Source organism: Faecalicatena sp. (assembly GCF_058819085.1).
This window is the reverse complement of record NZ_JBZUUL010000027.1, coordinates 172986-188446: the sequence shown is the minus strand read 5'-3', so window position 1 is coordinate 188446 and position 15461 is coordinate 172986. Positions and strand designations below refer to the sequence as shown.

Below are 15461 nucleotides of genomic sequence, written 5' to 3'. Positions count from 1 at the left end.
GTTTATGGCCATTTTTCTTAAATTTCTTTTTCTGCACGATATTTAGTTGTCAATTTTCGGGGGGAATCTCATTTATTGAGATTCCGAGAAGTTATTTCTAGTATCTAAAAAAAGGAAACGAAGTTTACTACCGTGCAACACTATTGTTCAAGCGGCCTGCTCGTTTCCTTCTGAGATAATATTTTCTCAGCTTCTTTTAACTTTTCTCTCGCATTTAGCCGCTCAATCAATTTAATCCTATCTTCAATATTTTCTTGTCTGCACTGCAAAATAACTCTGTGCAAAAGCAATTTCATTTTTTCTCGAATCTCCATTTTGTACAATCAAATAACAAGCATATCTAGTTAAAATATACTCCTTAACATATCGCTCTGCATTTTTTGCTAATTTTATCATTTTCGTGGTGTCACGAAAATGATCCCCTACATTTCCGTCTGCAAATTTAAGAAGCCATTGCTCCCACAGATTCGCATCTGCTTTTGCAACGGCTCCTTGAAATTAATTACATATTCTTTCTGTTCTTTTTACTGAATATCACTACAATGCACACTGCCAGACTAATGACCATAACTACTGCAGCAGCAAGAGGATGTGCCATATCTCCGGTCTTCGCAGGTTTTTCATTCTGCACCTGATTTGGCTTGTTTCCTCCATCCGGCTGTTTCCCTGAATTATCCGGATTTGGTTTCTTATCCGGGTTTGGTTTTTCATTCGGATTTGGTTTATCATCCGGATTCGGCTTTTGATCCGGATTTGGTTTTCCATCCGGATTCGGTTTTCCATCCGGATTCGGTTTTCCATCCGGGTTTGGTTTATCATCCGGGTTTGGTTTATCATCCGGATTTGGTTTTTGATCTGGATCTTCTGGATCTACCGTCGTAAGCGCTGATACAGCCGCCTCCAGTTTTTCAAAGGCATCCCGGTAATCTGCTTTCGTAGCATCCGGGTCATTGAATACTTTCTGCGCAAATTCCAATGCTTCATTAAATGACTGTATACTTTCTTTTGTGTAACCATCCAGATTCACTGCCTGCGCTTCTGTTATAGCATCACTAAGAATCTGCTTTTGCGTCTCTTTAGCAGCCGCTTCCTCATATTCTGCACTCAGATCTGCCGCAGCTTTTTCCAATTTCCCTTTCATCTCATCCACAGTTTTCTGTACTGCTGTTTCATCTGCTAACAATGCCTTTGCTTCTGTAAGAATATCGTTGTATACTTTTTGACGTTCTGCAGATAACAATCCCCATGCGTCTTCTTTCATTTTATCTTCCAGAATCTGAATTTGTCCAGCCAGCGCCGATGTATCCGGTTTTGCTTTTAATTCATCAATAGCAATTACAAGTTTTGCCGCTGCTGTGTTAATCTCTGCCTGTGAAGCATCCTCTTTTGCCATGATGGCATCAGCCTCTGTAATTGCATCCGTCAGCTGCTTAAAGCTGTCAGTCGTATATCCGTCACCCGTATATGTCTTTGCCTCATCCAGTTTCCCAGCCAGTTCCTCCTTTGTCGGTACATAAGCGCCATATACCTGAATCTCAGAAAACATAACCTTGTTGCTGAATGCGTTTGTTGCTCCGCCCCAGGTTCCCTGATATCCGCGTCCGCTCACGCGTATATACCTTGCTTTTACTGTGGATCCTTCTGCATCCGATACTGCATTTTCCTGCATCGCATCGTTTGCGCCTGATACTACAATCTCCTGCAGTGCATCATCACTGCTGTTGGTAACCAGTTCCGGATCATAGGCAAGCACCTCTGTATTCTCCGGTGCAAAGTCTGGGTCCGTGGAAACCTCTACCCTGCATTCTTTCCACTTCATTGTTCCACCATTTGCAAACACCGCGCGGTATACATTTACTTTTTGAATCAGATACTCTGCCTTCATGTCATATTGGAGCCAGACATTTTCCCATGTACTGTATCCATTATCTGGTGCCTCTCCGGTTTCGTCGCCTGCAAGGAGCTGCGCATAGGTTCCCTCAATGTCTTTTCCGCTTGCCTCTCCGTCTGTTGCCTTATCAAGGTCTTTCCCACCCAAAGAATCATTAGTAGTTGGAAGTAATCCTTCCGTCAGGCTTTTATTCAGATCTGATTCGATAATTGCCAGACCTGCTACCGCGTTTTCCAAACGATAGTATACCTCAATCTGCTCTTCCTGAGATGCATCCGGGTTATTCAGCACCCGCTGTGCCTGGCTGAGTGCCTGTGCAAAAGGAATCCAGCTGGCAGTTGTATAGTTTCCGATTTCCTCCACTTTACCTGATACACTCTCTGCCAGTTCCTTAAGATCTACCATCACAACCAGCTGGTCAATGGCATCCGCAAGATCCTGATATGCCTTTGAAACCTCGAGTGCCGTCGCATTTTCATTTGCAAGTACAGCCTCTGCCGCTACTTTTGCAGTTTCATAGGCTGCCCATGATTTCTCCGTGTAACCATCCTTTGTAAACTCCCGGTTAACCAGTTCCTGCAAAGCGCTCTTATCCATATCATAACGTACAATACTGTCTAGCGATGCTGTACCCTCCGACACATAGAATTTGACTTCTGTCTTTCCTGCACCCAGTGTTTCCTCAATCTCAGCTTTCTCCTGATCTGCAGGAAGGGTAACTGTACGAACTTTTCCGCCAATATCATAGGTAAGTACGCTGTCGGTATCTGCCTTATAGTTTACTTCCAGCTTTGTCAGTCCGGCCTCATCTTTTCCGATTGCAACTGTAACGGCATTCTGCTCTCCATTTGCATTCACCACAATTCTTCCATTAGACGCATTGCTTGCTTTTTCAATCTTTGCATCCCCTGACAAATGATTTTTGTACGACTCAAATTCATAGGTCTTATCTTCTTTTGGTTCCGGTGTACCGCTTAACAGGATGCCGGCAACGCTATAAGATGCCATATCCGGTATCTCCACCGTGACAGTTCCCTCTGGCGTTACAGTCGCTTCTGCCGTAATCGGTGCTTCGTCCACACTGGTTTCTGATGTCATCCGGTAGATCTGCGCGGTAACCACCGACTCTTTCGCATAAGGAACATTGCGCATCTGAACCTTTACATTATCATAAGCCTTTGGAGAATAATTATTGATAAATGCGACTGCGCTGCCCGCCTGATTGACTGCACCCACCGCCTGTGACATGGAACCGTCGATCTGTGTTGATTTTACGGCAAATTCACCGCCTCCAAGTCCCAGTTTTACAGAGAGAAGCCCCCAGGTCTTTGTAAAGTTCGCAAGATAAGGATTCCCTTCGTTCCATGTATACATTCCTTTTCCGCGCTCAACCCAGCCGGAACTTGCCTCATAATCATCCATCGGTACATCGGCCGGATAACAGGTATAGTAACCGCCGCCGCTGTACCCCTCTACCATCATGTCAATCAGGTTTTTCCCGTGCCAGCCTACACTTTTATAACCGTAAGTCTCATCCTTCGGCTGTCCGGTATGGACATTATATTCGTTCAAATACAGCGGGATATCCCTGCCTGTGTTCTTCCTGATCCAGTATTTAAGATTCCGGCTGTTTGCGCCGCCATTACTGTCATCCTGATTTGCCGGACGTTCCCCGTATTTATGAATGGATACGAACTCCACTCTGTCTTTCCAGGATGCGTACTTATCGGAAAAGATGGTACCAAGCACGCCGTAATCGCCGCCCCAGCTGTCATCAGCGCCGCCGCCCAGTTTTACCACCGGCTTTGCTCCCGGAGTGCCTGTGATCTCTGCTTCTGCTTCATAAATTGCATCGATTGCCTGATAAAACTGATCGGCTGCAATTGCATTTACGATATTACCGCCCTGATACGGGGCTCCGTCAGGGTCTCTCTGATCCCCATGTGTCGGTATATACCAGTGTGGTTCATTTAGAAATTCATAATAATCAATTTTATCACGAAGCAGGATATACACTTTCTTCACGATATCGCGGTATACTTCCCAATCCTTTGGCGCTCCGTTGCAGACTTTCTTTGTATGGGGATCACCGGATACAACCTCACCTGCCGAGAGCCATTCCGGGATCTGGAATGTCATCGCCATCACTTCGTAACCCTGTGCATCCGCCGCATCTACCCAGCGCATCAGCCTGTCCGTATTCCAGTTTGCCGGATCGGATAGTCCATTTAAGTAGGTTCCGGTCTCTTTAAAATGTTTCATATCCTCCTGGTAGCCTTCCAGCGTAAATTTCCGTTGTTTGCCATCCGGTCCCGTTACATAATAGTAATCTGATTTTACATAATCAGGCTGATCCGGGTTATGCGCCCCCGGACGCTCCCAGTTGGTATTCGGAGTCTTTGTCCAAACCGGCAGAATCTCCTGAAGCCTTGCATCCGCTCTCATAAAACGAACGCCTGCCTGTTCGGTCAGCATCGGCCATACGATAGAGTGGTCACCGATATCGCCGTCGTTTTTATTTACACTTGGATAATGGGTAACCCCAAAGATCCCTGGATTTCCTGTGGAAATCGTATTACCGTAATCTATGGAAACGCTGCCGCCCGGCACCGGTTGTACAACCGTTACTGTACAAGAAGCCGTTTTATTCCCCTCCTCTGTAGCCGCCGTAATAGTAGCTGTACCACTCTCTGCCACTGCTCTGACAGAAGCGGTTTCCTGATTCTGCTCTGTGATCTCCACGATATCATTGTTGGAGCTTGTCCATGTCACATTACGGTTTTCTGCATCCTCCGGCGTAACCACAGCTGTTAAAACAGCCGTATTGCCCTGTTTTAATGACAAAGTGGACGGAGATACACTCACAGATGACACCGCATTTTTCACGGTTAACGTGAATGAACTTTCTACGGTATCCTGAATTCCTTCGATTTTTGCAGTAATAACCGCATATCCGGTCTGTAACGGAGTAAGCAGTCCGGTATCTGCATCCACCTGTACGATCTCCGGAGCAGAAGACGCAAACGTCATCTTTTTTCCTGCTGCAGAAGATTCCGGGAAGATTCTGGCATCTACCTTAAAATCTGTCTTCTTAAGCGGCAGTACATAGCTGCCATCCTCCAGTTTCTCCAGTGACGATAGATTCTGGAATCCAATGGAAAGCTTTACATCTTTGGGTTCCAGCGTCAGCCTGTCCGGTCTTAATTCTCCGCTGGTCGTATAGATCTTGATTGTATTTGTATTCCCAGCTTCAAGTGCCACCTCAAATGTAACCGGATCCTGCAGAGTCACCTGTGAACCGTCCACCTGGAATGCCTCTCCTCCATTTACAGATACCATAATATTGGCATTTTTAGTAGCTGCATAGAGATGAGCAGTATAAGTTCCCGCCCCATCCGCTGCTACCTTTTGCAGCGTAATAAAGTTACTTTCTCCGCCAAACCCGGACACCGTACGGTTAAAGGATGCCCCATTCGTCCATCCTATCTCCATATTTCCACCAAAATGGTTGTCCTGGCTTTCAAATTCATACATAGACTGTGCCGGAAGACTTTTTGGCGTTCCTTCCTTTATGATCACTCCCATTGCACAGTTTTGTGGAACAGACGGGATCGTTGACGTAATGATCCCATTCACAACTTTTGCATCCACCGTCTGAAATACCGATGAGCTGTCGTTATCATCCGATGCTATATACAATTCCAGCTTTACATCCCCATCTTCATAAGGCACATTTTTGAGTTCTATATTCACACTGTTTTTCGCCGCAGAAAAGTTCGTCAGCAGCATAATTGCTTCGTTTTCACTGTTTTGCATTGCAATGGAATCGTCCACGGGCCAGCTGCTCCCCATGTCAGTAGAAACAATTTTAAATGCTCCTTTATTTAATCCCAGCTGGTTGCCCAGCAGATTGTATACCCGGGCAAATGGATTCAGTGATGCGTTCCCGTCCTGATCCAGGGTATATGTATAACTTCCCGGCTGATCATTCTTAGAAACAGTTCCGTCAAACAATACCAGATTCCACCCGTCCCGCATTGCTTTAAATAATGCGCTGGTATGATATTTAATCCCGTCCGCCTCTTTAATTTTACTGTCTGCATCTTTTGCATCTTTTGCAGAGGTTGTCCATCCGGTCATATACAACGGCATGTCTTTATTAGACAACGCTTTTCGGATCTCCTTACGCCCCTGCTTGAACTCTCCGAATACATCCATCGATGAATTGCCATCCGTTGGTTCCGCCTGAAAAACTCTTACCGACACATACTGTAAAAGTGTTTGATCCTTCTCATCTTTATACCTGCTTAAAGCCGCTTTTACATTCTCCGGCAGCAGATCGCCTTTATTTTTCAGTACATATCCAAATCCGCCGATTTTAACATTTGGCAGGATGGCGCGGACCTCTTTTGCAGTTGTATAATAAAAATCTCCAAAATCCTTCTCTGAAAGTCCTGATGACGGTGCAATTTCGACATGGCTGATGGTCCCTTCATACTCCGCCTTTGCATCATCCAGGAATTTTCGGATCATTTTTTTATAATCCTCTTCCCTGCCTGCGTCATACATTCCGTCCTGATCGGCATCGAGCCATTGCGGCAGCGAAGTGAATTCAAGCATCGCTTTCATGCCGGATCCTCTGACATTCGTAAGAATACTGCCTGCGACATGTGTATAATTTCCCATTGCCTCCGTATCCACCGTATCTGCGTTTTCCGGAAACAGCTCGGATAAATCCACATTCACTTTTACCTGTTTTACTCCCATCGTTTCTGCCAGCTTATTCCAGGCATCACTTTGGTCCTTCGACGGTGTTTTGACACCTCCGAACAGTTCCGGCGTCCCTGTCCCGATGCTTGTGTTATAATCCACTACGATTTTACCGCTGCTTCGCTTTTCGGCATGTACATCCATACTGCCTATACCTGACGCAGCGATTGCTGCCGTCAAACCCACAGCGGCTAAACGGCTTGCAAGTTTCTTCACTCTCATATATCCTTTTCCTCCTCTGATTGAAATAATCTCCCGGTATCTTTATGTCCGAAAAATCAAGATACCGAGAGATATTTAATGTACTTATTTTATTGTGAATCCAGAAGAAAAAGAATATAAATTTCCCCCCTTTCATATACACATTTCTGACATTGCCCCTATTTCATATAAAGAATCATTATACCGGCAGACTATCCCGCACACACAGTGCCCCCCAACCCAGCTGGCTGTTCGGCCACTGTGTGAATCCCGGCAGCTGTCTTGCGCCTCTTCTCAGATATGCCTTCACCTTCTCCCCATACAGATACGGGTCATTCCCTCTTACGATCCCCCATTCCATCAAAAGCGCCGAACTTCCGGTGACAAAAGGCGTGGCAAAGGACGTCCCGCTGAATTCTGCATATCCCCCGCCCGGCACCGTTGTCGTCACACGCACCCCCGGAGCCGCCAGATCAGGCTTCGCCTCCGTGATCCCTTCATAAGCCCCCGCCGGGCCGCGCCCGGAGAAATCTGCATATCCAAAAGTCAGCGCATCATAAGCCCCCACTGTGATGACCCGGGGCGCCGTGGACGGGATCGTCAATGTCCTGTCACTCACAGGAAATGCAAAAGCAGTCCCTACATTCAACACACTCTGGCTGGGCAGCCACATCTGATAGTTTCCCGTCACAATGCGCCTCGGCGTCAGGATGATCCGCCATATCCCGCTGTCTATATAAGACTGGCGGGGCAGAAAATCTAAGAAGATCTCCTGCCTCACACTAAACGGACTGGGCTCCCCATAATAGAGCAGAATCTCCGTCTGTCCCAGTACAAATCTCTGAGGACCAAGGATCTCCTGGATCGGACCTACACGCACCCCTGACGGACTGACCAGAGAGATATCCACCTGATCCGCATAGTTCTTCCAGATCTGTACATTGACAGTCGGTTCATTCCTCTGTACACCCAGCTGCACCTCTTCCTCCACGTTTTCCTTAAGAACACCTGAGGTGTGCCCCGCACTCGTCCCCTCGTTTCCGCTTCCCACGCATATCACACTTTTCCAGTAATTCGAGATGTCATCTAAAAAGCGTTCCAACAGTGAAGTCCCGTCATGAGAACCATATGTATTTCCAAAGCTGATATTGACCGCCACCGGCATCTGGTATTCCAGACCCTTTCTGATCACATAATCGACCCCCTGCATCAATTCCGTGGTCCTGGGGAAACCATCCTGCCTGGGACTCCCTAATTTTACTACCAGAAGCTCACTCTCGGGCGCCACGCCTGCATACTGCCTGCCCTCACTTCCGGCTCCATTTCCTGCCGCGACCCCTGCAACAGCTGTACCATGCCCCGAAATATCCCTGCTGGGTACGATATTTTCCCGTTCCCTGACACTCGTCTGCTGGAGCGCTTCATTGATCTGCTCCCTTGTATACTCTGTTCCAATATGATATCCCTCCGGCGGCGCCCCCTGGATCGTCTGGTCCCATAAGCTGCGTATCCTCGTGGTTCCATCCGCATTACGGAAGTCCGCATTCGCATAGTCTATCCCACTGTCAACGATAGCAGTCAGCACACCATTCCCCTTTAAAGAAAAAGGAGTTTGCTGCACAGGGCCTATGCAGGAAACTCTCTTTCCATTCGCAATTTGAAAGAACAGCCTCTTGGGCTTCTCTATAAACTCGATCTGCGGAATCGATGCCAGACTACTGATCGCTGCCTCCCTGATCGTAATCACCGCATATTCATTGGACAGCTCAGTCACACTCGCAGCAAGTGCACGCACGGCATCTAAGGATCCCGAGTACTTAACGATCAGATCCCACTCCCTTTCGATGGGATGAAATCCAACCTCCAGCTCCAGCGACCTCATACGCTCCTCTTCTGTAGCATCTAACGCAAGATTCAACAGATTTTCAACCTTCTGGCTCATATAAGCACTCCTCTAACTCTTTTTTCCATTTCAAACTGCAATATTAAATTTTATTCCGTATCAGCTCCAAGAATGACTCCTCCCTGGAAGATTTCCTCTAAGACCGGAGATACGAAAAGAACCTTAATCTGACAGCCTATCTTCCCGGCCCCTTATACTCAGCATATGCATAAGGCAGGAAATACCCCTGATCGTGACGGCAGACAGGACAGACCTTCGGAGCCTGCTTTCCCTCATGAATGTAGCCGCAGTTCGTACAGATCCACTTATTCTCCTCCTGGCATTCAAAATACCTGCCCGTCGCAAGCAGCTCTGCAATCTCCCCAAAACGTACCTGATGCACGTGCTCAATTTCCGCGATCTGATAAAATGCGGAGGCAGCCTCCAGAAATCCTTCCTCTTTTGCCACATCTCCAAATTTCTGATATACATCCTCGTACTCTTCTCTCTCATTGTGCTCCGCTGCACGCAGAAGCTCTGCCAAAGATTCCTGCTGATCCACCGGATATCCTCCGTCAATAAAGATCGTCTCTCCTGCAGACTCCTTTAAGAGCTCATAAAATCTCTCCGCATGCGCCCGCTCCTGCTCTGCTGTGTAAAGAAAAATATCTGCGATCGTATGCATTTTTAGATCCTGCGCCTTTTCTGCGGCGATCGTATACCTGTTCCTAGCCTGGCTCTCCCCGGCAAACGCCCTCATCAGATTCTCTTTTGTTTTACTCTCAGAAAAATTAACAGCCATAATACACACTCCTTTTTTATTAGTAGTATGTAAAATGGCTGGTAAAATATACATTACTTTTTTGCTTTGCCAAAAACCCACCCGCAGGGCATGTATTACGGGATGCCCTATGGGTAGACATTATTTTTTAGTTAAACCCGATCAAACGCCTTGCTACGTTGTATGCCAGAGATGAGACCTTCCGCCCTGTCCTTCCCGGCAGGTTGATCGTCTGTCCCAAGATCCCATACCGGATCTTCATATAAGTCCTGTAATCCTTTTTCTTTAGGTACTGCCAGAGCTCTGTCTTTTTCTCCAGATTCTCTTTTTTCTTCGACCTGATACATAATATGGAAGATACTGTCATCATGATCGCCAGATAATCGATCATATATTTGCGCAGCTTCTTGCTGGAGACCATCCTGAGCTCGTACATTCCGATCATGCTCTTTGTCACAAAGATCTGCTGGTCGATCCTGCTGATCATCACTTTCTCATTCACAGACTGATCTTCCCGTCCGATAAAATATCTATAGAAATCCACATCCATGTAATACATCGTCCTTACATGCGGCAGCGGATAGTATACATAGATATTATCCACATAAAATGTGTGCTTCGGGAGACGAAGCTGACACAGCTTTAACATCTCTGTCCGATAGATAACGGAGTGCATCAGGATATACTGGTCCAGCCGGAAATGACCGATATCATCCCAGTGGAAGATCTGGTTCTGCGGCAGCACATTTCGATAATGGATCACCTTCTTATGCTCCATCCCCACCTTCTCATAAACATAATTGGAAACGATCATGTCCACCATGGTATCTGTCTGGACAAATGCCTTCACGGCATCCAAGATCTTTGTCAAAGCATCCTCGTCCACCCAGTCATCACTGTCGACCACTTTAAAATATCTTCCCACCGCATGTGTAAGCCCTGAATTGACAGCATCACCATGACCGCCGTTCTCCTTATTCACCACTTTTACGATCGTTGGATACTGCTCTGCATACCGCTTTGCGATCTTCTTTGTCTTATCCGTTGAGCCGTCATTGACTATAATGATCTCAACATCCTCTCCGCCCTTCAATATTGATTGGATTGCCTTTTCCATATACGCCTCTGAATTGTAACATGGAATTGCAAATGAGATATACTTCATTATTTTACACCCCTTTATCAAGATAAAGCAATTATACTGCATATTTGCTAAGTTTCCAACCTCTTTTCAAGAAAATCAGCTTTTCTTCGTATTGTAAAATCATCCCATATCCCTTATAGTTATCTTAAACAGCTTTTAAATCATTCACATTTGGGAGGAATATGACAATGAAGAAAAATGTAATCGTAGGACAATCCGGTGGACCGACTGCCGTGATCAATGCCAGCCTTTACGGCGTTGTATATGAAGCACTGAACCGTGAAGACTCTTTTGGAGCAGTCTATGGCATGATCAACGGAATCGAGGGTTTTCTGGACGGACATTATATGGACATGGAACCGCTGGAGCGCTCCGGCGAATTAGAATTAGTTAAAAATACACCGGGGTCCTTCCTTGGCTCCTGCCGGTATAAACTTCCGGAAGATCTTGAAGATGCCGTGTATCCTAAGTTATTTGAGAAGTTCCAGGAACTGAATATCGGATACTTCTTCTACATCGGCGGAAACGACTCCATGGACACCGTCAGCAAGCTGTCCCGTTATGCCCAAAAGATATCCAGTGATATCCGTGTCATCGGGATTCCAAAGACGATCGACAATGACCTGATCGAAACCGATCACACACCTGGATTCGGAAGCGCCGCAAAATATATCGCTTCCACCGTGCGCGAGATCGCCATTGATGCTTCTGTTTACGATAATAAGAAATCCGTTACTATTGTGGAGATCATGGGCAGACATGCCGGATGGCTTGCCGCTGCAAGTGTTCTTGCCCGCAAGTTTGAGGGAGATAATCCAGTATTGATCTACCTTCCTGAAGCAGATTTTGACCAGGATGCCTTTATTGAAAAAGTAAAAGAAACTTTAGAAAGCACCCCAAACCTGGTGGTCTGCATTTCCGAAGGGATCCATGATAAGGACGGCACCTTCATCTGTGAGCTTGCCAGCGATGTTGGGGTAGATGCTTTCGGCCACAAAATGCTGACAGGCTCCGGTAAGTACCTTGAGAACCTGGTAAAAGAACGCCTCGGCGTAAAGGTGCGTTCCATCGAGTTAAACGTCTGCCAGCGCTGCTCCTCTTCCATGCTCTCCAAGACAGACCAGAAGGAAGCCATTGCATCCGGCGCTTATGGGGTAAAATGCGCCCTGGAAGGCGAGACAGGCAGGATGATTGCCTTTAAGCGTGTAAAAGACGAGCCTTATACCATCGATTATGTAACAGCAGATGTCAACAAAGTATGTAATCAGGAGAAAACAGTTCCGGCCGAATGGATCACTCACGGCGGTACTGATATCGGAGAAGAGTTTATTGCGTATGCAAGGCCTTTGATACAGGGGGAGGTCACGGTCCCGGTAGAAGATGGGGTCCCCAAGTTTGCATACCGCAGATCACGCTAGAAAAATGCCGGTCCCCAAAAGGGCCGGCATATCTTCAGCTATAGTAGATTTCTTTATTTAACTCATGTTCCTTCGCATTAATAATCACATTAGCGGCAGCATCACCGACCACATTTAACGTGATGACAGACATTCCCGGAGGGTAATTCATCGCCAGCACAAGCGCATAGCCGATCATACACAGATCTGAGGTAAAGCCAAGCCCGTTAAGGACTGCAAACACCATCGTCGTTCCCGCTACCGGAATTGCCGGTGTTCCCATTGCAGTACAGATCGATAGGAAGGCTGCCAGGACAAGATGAGACGGCCTGACCTCGATCCCTGCAGATGTAGCGATAAAAGTAATCGCCATCATGTGCATAACGGTTGTTCCGTTCATATTGATCGTCATACCAGTTGGAAGCACAAAGCTGCTGATCTCCTCACTGCATCCCAGTTCTTCGATACAGGTCTTCTTATTTAACGGCAGCGTTGCCGCGGAGGAATTCGTAGCTGCCGCAAACAGCCCGATCTTCATTACCTTCTTTATAAAAATGACCGGATTCAGCCCTGTTGTGATCCAGATCCCTACCGGATAGATGGTAAACACAAGCAATAATCCGATAAAGATCGTAGATACTATGTATGTCAATGAGGGCTGTAAGTATTCTACACCATATGTTGCGAAGGTTCTTGTGATCATACAGAAAATAGCGATCGGACTGATCTTATTGATCAGAAATTCCATATAAAGCTTTATGATCTCATTTAAGCTTTCCAGAACCTTTTTAAAAGGTTCTGCCTTTTCCCTTAACTGATTCATGGTCAGTCCAATGATCACCGCCACTACTACGACTGCAAGGATGCTGGTGTTCGTACTAAAGGCCGAGAATATGTTGCCGGGAACTGCATTCACAATGGTTGACAGCGGGTTATAGGAATCCATGGTGGCAACTGATGAAGTATCCGCAGCCGGAAGCTTTACGGAAAACCATCCCATTGATTTGATCAGATAAGCGAAACACCCTGCCAGAAAAGCGCCCACCGCATAAAAGGAGATAAAGCAAATCAGCGTCTTCCCCGCGATCTTTCCAAGCTTTTCCGGATTTGCCATACTGCAGAGCGCAAGACTAAGTGAAACTAAGACAAGCGGCACAACTGCAAGCTGCAGACCCTGCATAAAAAGCTGTCCTATGATATAAAAAATACCGATTGAATTGAACCCCTTGTCGGCAGTAACATCCTGAAATAAAATAAGATTGATCACATTCCACACATTCTCCTGACCATTTGCCGTCAATGACTCGCGGAGCAGTAAAAAAATAATCCCCAATATTAATCCCCCAAACAGCGCGATCACCATTTTTTTCATAATGGACATCTGTTTCTTCCCTGTTTTTTCTCCCATTCTACATCCTCCAATTTCTCACCAAAATAGCATGCCCGTAAGGTAAAAAAAATCCTGCGACTGCATATCTCACGATTTGCACTCACAGGATTCCATACTCTGGTTTAGTAAACCAATGTAATTTGATTCCTTTCACAGAACTCGACCCATCTATCATCCGGCTTCCTATCTGTTACCAGATAGTCAATCTCCTGCAGCTCCAATAGATGAGCGAAAGCCCTTTTATCAAATTTCGAGTGGTCCGCAAACAATGCTACCTCTCTGGCGTGTTCTGACATCGTCTTCTTCACCTCTGCCTCAGCCTCTTTCGAGTCCATGATCCCATACTCCAGATCAATTCCTTTGCAGCTGATCAGCAGCAGATCAACATGGTACTTCTTAATGTTCTCCTTTGCCACTGTTCCCTGAAGTGATAATGTACTCCTATTAAATACACCGCCAACAGAAAGTATGTGTATGTCTGTGTTTGCCATCTCATTGAAGACCGCGGTAGACGTGGTCAGAAGCGTAACATCCCGGCTGTTCGGTATCAGCTTAACCACTTCCATTACAGTCGTGCTCGCATCCGCTGCTATCGTCATCTTGTCCTTTAACATCGGCGCAAATGCAATTGCCATCTTCCGTTTCTCTTCAATGTGGATCCCGGCTCTTTGATAAAAATGAATGCCCTCTCTTTGATTCTCAATATTTAAAACCGCACCGCCAAATGTGCGGGTTAGAACACCCTCATTTTCCAGCTTTTCCAAATCACGTCTGATCGTCTCTTCTGTCACGCCAAAAATTGAGCTTAACTCTGACACAACCACCTTTTTTTCGGTCTGTATCATATTTTTTATTAATTCCAATCTGTCTTTTGCAGCCATCTTCTCACTCCTCGAAATTTGTATCATTTCTTTAATACTAACATGATTTCTCGTGGAATTCAAAAGTTTTTCCTTTGTTTTCGGCAAATCATATGAGCACAAAGAATGCGGAGTGTAAGACATCAGCCCAGGCTTTCTGCCATTTCACGCATCAGCTGTACGTCCTTGGGATCCAGCTCAAGCTCAGCTGATTTTACGTTTTCTGCGATCTGTCCGACTGTTGTAGATCCACTGAGCAGGTTCAGGAAGTCTCCCTGGTGAAGGATCCAGCCAAGTGCAAGGTTTGCAATTGTACAGTGATACTTCTCGCAGAGCGGTCTCCACTCATCCATCATATCCATCGCTTTCTGCATGTTTTCAGGCTGGAACCATTTCTTAGGAATCTGGGCACCTACCGGCTTATAGTCTCTTGGCATTGTCCCTGACAAAAGTCCCATCTCAAGCGGAGAATATGCCTGGATCGTAACGCCGTTTTCACGGCAGCACGGAATGATCTCCTTTTCGATCTCACGGTCTAAAATAGAATATTTTGCCTGAACGATATCAAGCTGTCCCCATTTCAGATACTCCTCGATATGATGTATATCTACATTGGCCGCACCGATCGCTTTGATCTTGCCCTGAGCCCTTAGATCATTTAAAACATCCATAGTCTTCTGGACAGGCACATAATATTCTGACCCTTCGATCGCCTGCCAGTGTGTCATGTAAACATCTACATAATCCGTACCCAGACGCTCAAGAGATTCCTCGATCTCTTTCTTTACAGATGCGCTGTTCAGATTTTTGTATAACTGGATGCCGTTTACTTTATTAAAGAGATCCCCCTTCATTTCCTGATCCCATGTCACACCGCACTTTGTGATGATGACAACTTCCTCACGTTTCATCCCCTCTAATGCCTTACCAAGGATCTTTTCACTGTTTCCGAAGTTGTATCCCGGAGCAGTATCGATCAGGTTCACGCCCAGTCTTGGTGCCTCTCTGATCGTATCCACGACAACCTGCATATCATGATCTCCGCCCCATGCTGAGCCGCCGCCGATTGACCATGTTCCAAGACCGATTCTTGAGATATCTATCCCTGTCCTGCCTAGCTTCATTGTTTTCATATTTCTGTATTC

Annotated in this window: 9 protein-coding genes; 1 reads left to right on the top strand and 8 read right to left on the bottom strand. The window is 46.2% G+C overall.

Annotated features, from left to right (window positions below):
- Positions 1-140: 140 nt before the first annotated feature.
- From AC4OGX_RS14590 to AC4OGX_RS14570, 5 genes are all read right to left on the bottom strand, one after another.
- Positions 141-314: a hypothetical protein gene (locus AC4OGX_RS14590; RefSeq protein WP_493331305.1), complete on the bottom strand. Its 174-nt coding sequence runs from the start codon at positions 312-314 to the stop codon at positions 141-143.
- Between the two features lie 188 nt (positions 315-502).
- Complete coding sequence (locus tag AC4OGX_RS14585) at positions 503-6883, bottom strand: Ig-like domain-containing protein (RefSeq protein ID WP_493331304.1); 6381 nt, start codon at positions 6881-6883, stop codon at positions 503-505.
- A gap of 178 nt (positions 6884-7061) precedes the next feature.
- Positions 7062-8804 (bottom strand): S8 family peptidase, encoded by a 1743-nt coding sequence (locus AC4OGX_RS14580; RefSeq protein ID WP_493331303.1) that lies wholly within the window; start codon positions 8802-8804, stop codon positions 7062-7064.
- 136 nt (positions 8805-8940) lie between these two features.
- Complete coding sequence (gene rbr / locus AC4OGX_RS14575; RefSeq protein WP_493331302.1) at positions 8941-9546, bottom strand: rubrerythrin; 606 nt, start codon at positions 9544-9546, stop codon at positions 8941-8943.
- 127 nt (positions 9547-9673) lie between these two features.
- Complete coding sequence (locus AC4OGX_RS14570; protein ID WP_493331301.1) at positions 9674-10690, bottom strand: glycosyltransferase family 2 protein; 1017 nt, start codon at positions 10688-10690, stop codon at positions 9674-9676.
- A 167-nt stretch (positions 10691-10857) separates the two neighbouring features.
- Between AC4OGX_RS14570 and AC4OGX_RS14565 the strand changes: the two genes are divergently transcribed.
- Complete coding sequence (locus tag AC4OGX_RS14565; RefSeq protein WP_493331300.1) at positions 10858-12087, top strand: 6-phosphofructokinase; 1230 nt, start codon at positions 10858-10860, stop codon at positions 12085-12087.
- A gap of 34 nt (positions 12088-12121) precedes the next feature.
- Here the strand turns inward: AC4OGX_RS14565 and AC4OGX_RS14560 are convergent, their stop codons facing one another.
- From AC4OGX_RS14560 to ydjG, 3 genes are all read right to left on the bottom strand, one after another.
- Positions 12122-13474: a dicarboxylate/amino acid:cation symporter gene (locus AC4OGX_RS14560; RefSeq protein ID WP_493331299.1), complete on the bottom strand. Its 1353-nt coding sequence runs from the start codon at positions 13472-13474 to the stop codon at positions 12122-12124.
- Positions 13475-13578: 104 nt separating this feature from the next.
- Complete coding sequence (locus AC4OGX_RS14555) at positions 13579-14337, bottom strand: DeoR/GlpR family DNA-binding transcription regulator (RefSeq protein ID WP_493331298.1); 759 nt, start codon at positions 14335-14337, stop codon at positions 13579-13581.
- A gap of 122 nt (positions 14338-14459) precedes the next feature.
- A complete protein-coding gene (ydjG, locus tag AC4OGX_RS14550; protein ID WP_493331297.1) occupies positions 14460-15449 on the bottom strand; it encodes an NADH-dependent methylglyoxal reductase in 990 nt (329 codons plus the stop codon).
- Between the last annotated feature and the right edge of the window lie 12 nt (positions 15450-15461).

Coding starts and splice junctions, on each gene's coding strand:
- AC4OGX_RS14590 (WP_493331305.1), bottom strand. CDS start 314: ATGGAGATTCGAGAAAAAATGAAATTGCTTTTGCACAGAGTTATTTTG.
- AC4OGX_RS14585 (WP_493331304.1), bottom strand. CDS start 6,883: ATGAGAGTGAAGAAACTTGCAAGCCGTTTAGCCGCTGTGGGTTTGACG.
- AC4OGX_RS14580 (WP_493331303.1), bottom strand. CDS start 8,804: ATGAGCCAGAAGGTTGAAAATCTGTTGAATCTTGCGTTAGATGCTACA.
- rbr (WP_493331302.1), bottom strand. CDS start 9,546: ATGGCTGTTAATTTTTCTGAGAGTAAAACAAAAGAGAATCTGATGAGG.
- AC4OGX_RS14570 (WP_493331301.1), bottom strand. CDS start 10,690: ATGAAGTATATCTCATTTGCAATTCCATGTTACAATTCAGAGGCGTAT.
- AC4OGX_RS14565 (WP_493331300.1), top strand. CDS start 10,858: ATGAAGAAAAATGTAATCGTAGGACAATCCGGTGGACCGACTGCCGTG.
- AC4OGX_RS14560 (WP_493331299.1), bottom strand. CDS start 13,474: ATGGGAGAAAAAACAGGGAAGAAACAGATGTCCATTATGAAAAAAATG.
- AC4OGX_RS14555 (WP_493331298.1), bottom strand. CDS start 14,337: ATGGCTGCAAAAGACAGATTGGAATTAATAAAAAATATGATACAGACC.
- ydjG (WP_493331297.1), bottom strand. CDS start 15,449: ATGAAAACAATGAAGCTAGGCAGGACAGGGATAGATATCTCAAGAATC.